The organism is Thermodesulfitimonas sp. (assembly GCF_052743955.1).
Map to the genome: position 1 here is coordinate 3,231 of NZ_JBRAIN010000066.1, position 6,983 is coordinate 10,213.

Consider the following 6,983-nt stretch of genomic DNA (forward strand, 5'->3'; position numbering starts at 1 on the left):
GGAAGAACTGGTGAAGCAGGGCAGGTAGGGGCAGTCTCCATTCCAGGCGCACTCAAGGAAGCCCCCGCCTGGCAGGCTGCTGGGAGGTTTTAGGTAAAGGAGTGGTAAACAGCGTGAAGCGTGTGGCGGGTGCTGTGCTGGCCAGGCTGGGTTCCGTCATCTTGGCCTTTTGCGCGTGGTTTGCGGTCTCCGAACTCGTTCCGGCCTCCGTGAAGATGCGGCAGACGGGGCCGCGTTCGGGTTGGGAGTTATGATGCTCCTCTGGTGGTTTCTGCCCGCATCTGCCGCAGTCTTGCTGATGGCCGTTCTCTTAGCCTTTGCGCCCGTGGCTTACATCCTGGATGCGGAAGGGGTAATGATCGCCAGGCGTCTTGTTCGCCCGGTGTATATTCCTTACCGCCACGTTACAAACGTTACGCTGCAGCGTTTTCCCGGCCCGCCTTTCGCCATCGTCCGGCTGGGCTTCTACCCGCCGTGGGGGTTCTTCGGTTATTTCGGCCGGTTCAAGGTGGAGCGCCTGGGGTGGATCCGGGTGTACGCCACCTCCTGGGAGAACGAGATGGTGGTGCTGGAGACGGAGCGGGAGCCGTACTTTCTTTCCCCGGCGGAGCCGGATTGCCTTCGTGGAGGCGGTAAAGAAAATGCTTTCGGTGGGATAATTTAGCATTCAGCCGGTTCCAGCCGGGATGGTATAATGAAGGATAGATTCAATGCTGCGGAGGGAAATCTATGCAGCCCCATGATGTCCGGCGCTGGGCGGAAGGCCAACAGCGCGCAGAAAAAATAATCGCGGAAGAACGGCGGCGCTGGCTGTTGCAGCTCGACCAGGAAACCGCGCTCCGGATATATCTCGGTCTTGCTTCCTGGCCGGTCGCGTGGCCCGATCAGGACCAACCATCACCGGTTTTATTGGCTATGCGTCAGGCCGTATCCCGCCTGGCGGAGAAGCAAAAAAGATGACACAACAGGTGCATCCTGCATTATTAGAGGCGGCTATAGAAATCGTTACTTTCCTTGAAGAGGAGCAAATTCCCTACGTCATCATCGGGGGTTTGGCGGTTCAACACTGGAGCGAACCGCGCTTAACCCGTGATGTGGATATAACCGTTATGGTCGGCAATGAAGAAGGCTTTTCAAGAAAGGTTGTGGAGCACTTCAAGCCCCGGATTCCCGACGCAGCCGCTTTTGCCCGCCGGTCGCGGGTGCTGCTTCTTACCGCCAGCAACGGCTGTCCCATAGACATATCTCTGGGTATTCCCGGTTACGAATCGGAGGTTATGGCGCGGGCCGTGACGGTGAAATGGCCGGGTAGTAGAAACGTGCGTTTAATAAGCTGCGAGGACCTCATCATTCATAAATGCGTGGCGGGACGCCCGCGAGACCTCGAAGATGTGGAACGTATTCTCATACGGCAGCAAGGCCGGATAGACCTCAAATATATCCGCCGCTGGCTGCGGCAATTTGCGACTGCCTTACCGGAACGCCACATTTTAAGCCACTTCGAGACCGCCGTCAGGCGGGCACGCCGGCAGCGCTAAAAACTCGCAGAAAGAGAGCAACCATGCGAAACGGCAGAAAAATCAGCATCTCGCTCACCCTTGTTTTACTGATAGGCTTGTTCGCCAGCCTCCTTTACCTGTCTTCCCCCTCCCCCACGCCCGAACTGGCGATCCGGAAGTATGTTTTTTTAAGGGGAAATCGCCAATCGAAGCCTTTAATTTGCAGATAACCCCGACCGACTACGTGGACCGCAATTATGGGCAACAGTTCATCGTAGAGGGTTTCCGGGGTAACACAACGGGTATGGAGCTAAGGTTCTTTTACCTCAAAAAGACGGCTGCGGGCTGGTCCGTCGTCTCGGCCGGCACCGGCCCGTAGGGATGTATATGTATTATCAAAGATAAAAAGCCCAGGAAGAGGTGAAAAACTGTGTTGGAACTCAACGCGACGCTGCTGACTCAAATTCTTCACTTTATTTTACTGGTACTTGTTTTTGGTTTTGCCGTTTATCTTATCGCCAAATCTTTAAGCAGGGGCCGTGAATGGCGGCTCAGGGAGCATTCGCCGGTCGTGGCGCAAAGCGCACCGGGAGGCAGCTCCTGCCTCCGTTGTTCGCGCGGCCTGGAACTCCTTGGCGTCGAAAAGTTCCGCTCCGGCGGTACCAGCGGCGGCTGGAAGCTGATCTTCGGCGAATGGGCGGAGCTTGGCGAACAGATGATTCCGCTGGAGGTTTGGGCCTGCCCCAACTGCCGTACCGTGGAGTTGCGGGTACCGGCGGAAAAGTGAACCGCTTTTCGGGGGAGCAGGAATGATCAAAACAGAAAAACTCACCAAGCGCTTCGGCAGATTCACCGCCGTGGACGGCCTTGACCTCGAGGTGGCACCAGGGGAAATCTTCGGCTTCCTGGGGCCCAACGGCGCGGGAAAAACCACCACCATCCGGATGCTCACCGGGCTTTTGCGCCCTACCGCCGGCCGGGCATTGATCTGCGGCCACGACGTCTGGAAGGAGCCGGTCCGGGCGAAGATGCTCCTCGGCTATGTACGCGACGAGCCCGTCTTCTACGAAAAACTCACCGGCTGGGAGTTCTTTTCCTTCATCGCCGACCTTTACCGGATCGAAGCAAGTGTCAAGCAGAAACGGATCGCGGAGCTTTTGCACCTCTTCGGTCTTGAAAAACATGCAGGCGACCTTCTCCAATCCTACTCCCGGGGTATGCGGCAGAAGATCACCGTGGCAGCGGCGCTGGTACACGAACCCCGTGTTCTTATTCTGGACGAACCCCTGGTGGGGCTTGACCCACCGAGCGCCCGGAAGCTGAAGGACCTGCTGCTTGCGCTTGCCAGCAGCGGCGTGACGGTCTTTATGGCCACCCTCATCCTGGCAATTGCCGAAGAAGCGTTGACCCACTGGGTAGGAGCAATGGCCTACCTGACGTGGAAAATGCTGTCACGAAGAGGGAAATGGCTCTACAGGACCGAAAAGGATATCAGCTTTCGGGTCGCGCCTTTTGACAGGACGGCAAGATTGCTTTCCGGCCCACTGACAGTTATAGCATTACTTAGCGGGCTCTGGTGGTGGGTTTTGGGCATTCTGTTTTCGCCGCGCTGTTACATAGTATCGCCGGAGGGAATAACCATCCGTGCTCCGGCAAGCTCCCACTTCATTCCCGCAAGCGAAATCAAGTCCGTGAAGACAGCAGGATATGCTAAACCGGGAGTCGGGCTTACCTGGCTTCCCGGGTATTTTGGTTACGCCGGCCTTTTCGCTCTCCCGGACGATGGCACGGCGAAAGTCTACGCCACCTGCTGGGACCGGATGGTGCGGGTAGAGACTGCCCCCGGCGACCCTTACCTGCTGTCGCCGGTGGAGCCGGAGGCTTTCTTGGAAGCGGTAAACAGGATGGTCCTGGCAAAACCGGAGTTGCGGGAAGGGTAACGGAAAGGATGAGAAATGGGCCGCCGTCCGGGCCTGCCACCGGCCGGCAGCCCGGAAAGGAGCGTTTTGTAATAATTGGGGGAGAGAGAAGCCAGGCGCGGCATCTGGGAAAAACTTGGTCTTCTGGCGGTTTTGATTTTGGTCCTCGGGGCACCAGTACTCGGCGTCCTGGCGGTGCGGTGGAGGATTTCCGAGTTCAGCGCAGGAAAGCCGCCCGCTGCCGGCAGGGTGGCCTGGGTGGCCGAGGGAAAGCTCTGGGTCAAAGATTTGCCGGACGGGAAGGCGAGGCATCTGGCCGCCGGGGAGAACATTTCCCGCCCCGCCTGGTCGCCGACGGGTAGGTGGCTGCTGTTCCGCAAAGGAGAAGAACTGTGGCTGGTCGGGATCGATGGAGGTGAGGCTCGCCGCGTGGCGCAAGGCGTACGTGAGTTCGCCTGGTCCCCGGCGGCGGACGCCTTCGCCTTCACCGCGGGCGGGGAACTCTGCGCGGGCGAGCCGGGGAAGGATGGGCTCCGCGTCCTGGTGAAGCGGGAGTCCCGCTCCGACTTTGGCCGCATCGCCTGGTCGCCAGACGGTAAGTGGGTGGCTTTTGAGTGGATGAAAGTGGGTGAAAGCGAGGCAACTCCGGCAGGCATCTGGAAGGTAGACGCCGCCTCGGGCGGTGTGGCACGGGTCTACACCTCCCGCTTGCGCTTCGACCGGGAAAGTGGCGTGGTGGGCGAGGTGCCGCGCTTAGCCGGCTGGTCGCCCGATGGGGAGCAGATCCTGTTCTGGCTGGGACCGCTGTCCGCCTCTCTAGAGGCCGACGGCCTGCCCCTCTACACAGTCAACGCGGCTGGAGGGGAGGCCGTGCGCTGCGCAGATGTTCTGGTGGGTGAGAGGGGACTGGAACCGGTCAACGACGTCATCCTGGTGCGGCCGAGCTCCTTCGTAACCAGCCATCACTTCAACCAGATGGCCGTAATCGTCGGCGGGGGCCGGGAAACGTGGACCAACAAGCGTCTTGGCATGCTTTATCTGCAGACGAACAAGCTTGTCTTCGTCTCCCCGGAAAGCCAAGCGGTAGTGGACGCCGCCTTTTCCCCTAACGGCAAGCTCCTGGTTTACAGTGCCGGCCCGGTGCTTGAAGACCTAGGTGGAGACGAGGCGGCGGTGCGCCGCGTCCTGGCCGGCCGGAAGCTTTGGGCGGTGGATACCGGTAGCGGAAAGCCGCGCCAGCTCACCAGCGACCCGGCGTACCGAGACGAACGGCCGCTCTTTTCAGCCGACGGCCGGCAGATACTTTTTGTGCGGCTGGACGGCGAGAAGTGCGCCGGCCTATGGCTGGTCCAGCCCGACGGCAGCGGCCTGCGGCAGGTGGTAGAGAGCATCGGACCCCTGACCGAAGACTTTACCTTCGGCTATTACGGCGCCGTGGCCTGGGACGAGCTTTTTGCCTACTGGCCGGGTGTTGCCGACGCTGTGCTCATCAAGGCGGCGAAGAGCACGCCGGAAGCGAAGAAGCTCCTGGCTGCAAAACACATCCGGGATCTCACCGCCTTGCTGCGCTTTATAGATGGGGAGGGGCGAGGGTGGTAAGAAATGTAGCGACCGGTTTGCTGCTCCTTGTACTGGCGGCGCTGCTAGCCGGCTGCGGTCCGGCGCCGGAGGAGTTCTCCTTCCGGGCGGATTCCCAGCGTGTCACGGGCCTGCGGCTATGGGATGATGAACCCCGCGGGCTGCGTCCCGTGGCGGAGGTGGCCGACCCCGCGACAGTCGCGTTTTTTGTGCGCCAGCTCGACGCGGCGAAGCCGGCTGCCCTGCCCGACCCGCCGCCGAACAGGCACTACCTTTCCTTCCGTGTCGGCGCGGGAAAAGCCGCCGGGGAAACGAGGCGCTACCCCTACCTGTGCAACGCGTGGGATCCCGAAGGGCCGGGCTACGTGGAGCTTGACGGCCGGTGGGTGGAAGTGCCGCCCGCGTTCAACGGGCTTCTCTTCAGCCTCGCGGATTACCGGCGCGTCTCTGGCGCGGTAGATAGGGCGGACGCCGCCTTCCTGAAGGGGTACGGGTGGACGCCGCTCTTTCGGATAAACTCCGGCACCGTAAAGCTTCCCCACCGGTTCGTCCACCGGGCGGGCGAGTTCCCCGTAGTGCTCTATTGGGCGTACAACAACGAGCTGAACAGGGACACCGGCCTTGATCTGGCGCCTTACCTGGGGCGCGAAGCAGAGGTCGCCCTGTACAAAGTGGTCGAACCCCTGCCGGCCTTCATGGATCCCCGCCGCTGGGCCGGGCGGGCGGTGGTGGTGAAGGTTGAAGGCCGCATCGTTGGCGCCTGGCTCGACGCCGGCCGCCACTACGGGTTTGCCTGCTCGCTCAAGGGCCGGCGCCTGGAAGAGATCACCGGCCGTACCTTCGCGCAGTGGATGGCGGGCGTGATCGATTACGACGACGCGACGGAGCGCAGGCTGGCCGCGCTGGGGCCGGAGGAGGTAATCCGCACCTACTACGCGGCGATAAGCCGGCGCGACTACCACCTGGCCCGCGCCTGCGAGACCAGGGAGTTTCTGACGGGGTACCTCTTTCTGAACATAGACAACAACTGGCTTTACAACACGTCCTACGAAAGCGGCAGTCTCGATGGGATGGAGAACATCCGGCGGGCCAGGGTGTTGACCATCAAAGAGCTGAAAGAACCTCTTGAACCGGTAGCGCCGGACACGCGGCGGTACGCGGTGGAAGTGGACCTGCGGTTCAGAAAGGCCGTCACTATGGAGAACGGCCGTCACGTGCTCTTTTTCAGTCTCAAGAAAGAAACGGAGCGCACCGGTTGGCGGATCGCGGGCATCGGCACGGGGCCGTAGGTCTGGAAGAGGACAGCGTGAACCAGGATACTCCTTGATTACTGAGCCTGCGTTGCTCCCAAACAGCCGGTGAGGACAGAGCATGGGCCGCAGATATGGGCGGTACACTACCACTAACCATCCTCAAAATCGCTCAGGGGTGGATTACAACAGATCGCCGAAAAGGATCACTTTTAAGCCGGCCTCGTTTGCGGAGAGGGAAGTGCGGACGAAGATGTACAACGCGGAGTTACTCCTGAACGGCTTCGCCCAGGGTTATGAGGACGCCCTCCAACGTAAAGCGTGCGGATCTCTTCCGGAAGTTTCAGCGAGAAGCGCAGGAGGAGGGCAAAGGATGACGGGGCACGGCCCCGGTTGTAAAGAAGCCAGCGGACAAAGGCGTTCTGCGCCGGTAGTAATAGTAGTAATAAAGATACGAAGGTGTTCCCCGGGCGGAGTGCGAGTGGGTGCAAAAGATAGCTTATGACACGTGGTTTTGGCTTTGACGTGGTAGTGTACTTTTTAGTAAGTAACCGAGGGGGTAATGAAAGAAGAAGAAACCTCGGCGGCTGCTTCAAAAGAAGCAGCCGACTCCCGCGCAAAGGAGTGAGGTCTCGTACATTTGCCTTTTAGTTCAAGTTATCCTGCTGATAGTGCAGGGAATTTTTGGGCTTGTTCCGTTTTGGGTGGCAAGCAGGATCAGGGGCCTGGACTTGAGA

9 protein-coding genes are annotated in these 6,983 nt (G+C 60.2%); all 9 read left to right on the forward strand.

The features are described from left to right. The first annotated feature begins 113 nt into the window (after positions 1–113). The 9 genes from ACUVTA_RS06755 to ACUVTA_RS06795 all read left to right on the forward strand — a co-directional run bounded on the left by ACUVTA_RS06755 (position 114) and on the right by ACUVTA_RS06795 (position 6,285). Complete coding sequence (locus ACUVTA_RS06755) at positions 114–254, forward strand: hypothetical protein (RefSeq protein ID WP_445952196.1); 141 nt, start codon at positions 114–116, stop codon at positions 252–254. Beyond that, positions 251–664, forward strand: coding sequence for a PH domain-containing protein (locus ACUVTA_RS06760; protein WP_445952197.1), 414 nt, complete (start codon positions 251–253; stop codon positions 662–664). The genes ACUVTA_RS06755 and ACUVTA_RS06760 overlap by 4 nt, the downstream gene beginning before the upstream one ends. Before the next feature lie 65 nt (positions 665–729). Next, positions 730–960, forward strand: a complete 231-nt coding sequence (locus ACUVTA_RS06765; RefSeq protein ID WP_445952198.1) for a hypothetical protein — start codon at positions 730–732, stop codon at positions 958–960. Then, complete coding sequence (locus tag ACUVTA_RS06770; RefSeq protein WP_445952199.1) at positions 957–1,538, forward strand: DUF6036 family nucleotidyltransferase; 582 nt, start codon at positions 957–959, stop codon at positions 1,536–1,538. Before ACUVTA_RS06765 ends, ACUVTA_RS06770 begins: the two co-directional genes overlap by 4 nt. Before the next feature lie 181 nt (positions 1,539–1,719). Further along, entirely contained in the window at positions 1,720–1,878 is a 159-nt protein-coding gene (locus ACUVTA_RS06775; protein ID WP_445952200.1) for a hypothetical protein, read from the forward strand. Positions 1,879–1,929: 51 nt separating this feature from the next. Further along, positions 1,930–2,286, forward strand: a complete 357-nt coding sequence (locus tag ACUVTA_RS06780; protein ID WP_445952201.1) for a hypothetical protein — start codon at positions 1,930–1,932, stop codon at positions 2,284–2,286. 22 nt (positions 2,287–2,308) lie between these two features. Then, a complete protein-coding gene (locus ACUVTA_RS06785) occupies positions 2,309–3,439 on the forward strand; it encodes an ATP-binding cassette domain-containing protein (RefSeq protein WP_445952202.1) in 1,131 nt (376 codons plus the stop codon). Between the two features lie 75 nt (positions 3,440–3,514). Further along, positions 3,515–5,017, forward strand: coding sequence for a TolB family protein (locus ACUVTA_RS06790; protein ID WP_445952203.1), 1,503 nt, complete (start codon positions 3,515–3,517; stop codon positions 5,015–5,017). After that, entirely contained in the window at positions 5,011–6,285 is a 1,275-nt protein-coding gene (locus tag ACUVTA_RS06795; protein WP_445952204.1) for a DUF4829 domain-containing protein, read from the forward strand. Before ACUVTA_RS06790 ends, ACUVTA_RS06795 begins: the two co-directional genes overlap by 7 nt. The last annotated feature ends 698 nt before the right edge of the window (positions 6,286–6,983 follow it).

What these genes read in the sequence shown, in the direction of transcription:
- ACUVTA_RS06760 (WP_445952197.1), top strand. Translation starts at nt 251, where the DNA reads ATGATGCTCCTCTGGTGGTTTCTGCCCGCATCTGCCGCAGTCTTGCTG.
- ACUVTA_RS06765 (WP_445952198.1), top strand. Translation starts at nt 730, where the DNA reads ATGCAGCCCCATGATGTCCGGCGCTGGGCGGAAGGCCAACAGCGCGCA.
- ACUVTA_RS06770 (WP_445952199.1), top strand. Translation starts at nt 957, where the DNA reads ATGACACAACAGGTGCATCCTGCATTATTAGAGGCGGCTATAGAAATC.
- ACUVTA_RS06785 (WP_445952202.1), top strand. Translation starts at nt 2,309, where the DNA reads ATGATCAAAACAGAAAAACTCACCAAGCGCTTCGGCAGATTCACCGCC.